We start from the raw sequence: 370 nt of genomic DNA, 5'->3' as shown, positions 1-370 counted from the left end.
TTAATTTTCCGGATTGGTATGACAAAGCGTAATGGGCTGTTTATACCAGGCTACTTTCTGTAATTTATTAAATTCCAGAAAGCAAAAAGGCTCTAGCATTTCTGCTAGAGCCTTAAATATGGCAGGGGTGGAGAGATTCGAACTCCCAACACGCGGATTTGGAATCCGCTGCTCTGCCAATTGGAGCTACACCCCTATTTTCAGTTTTAAAGAGCTGAAACTCTGAATAAGTGGCGGAGTGGACGGGACTCGAACCCGCGACCCCCGGCGTGACAGGCCGGTATTCTAACCAACTGAACTACCACTCCGCAGTGGAATACTTGTCGTCGCTGACAAGTGTTCATAACACTTTTTGTCTTCACTTTTAAAA

Annotated in this window: 2 tRNA genes; both read right to left on the bottom strand. The window is 45.4% G+C overall.

Going from position 1 to position 370, the window contains the following annotated elements:
* Positions 1-119 precede the first annotated feature (119 nt).
* Positions 120-196 (bottom strand) — tRNA-Trp (locus AB4249_RS21765).
* A gap of 35 nt (positions 197-231) precedes the next feature.
* A tRNA-Asp gene (locus AB4249_RS21760) sits at positions 232-308 on the bottom strand.
* Positions 309-370: the final 62 nt, after the last annotated feature.

It is taken from the genome of Vibrio sp. 10N.261.55.F4 (assembly GCF_041470465.1).
GTDB lineage: Bacteria > Pseudomonadota > Gammaproteobacteria > Enterobacterales > Vibrionaceae > Vibrio > Vibrio crassostreae_C.
The sequence above is the reverse complement of the archived record's forward strand: the minus strand, read 5'-3'. Positions and strand labels throughout refer to the sequence as shown.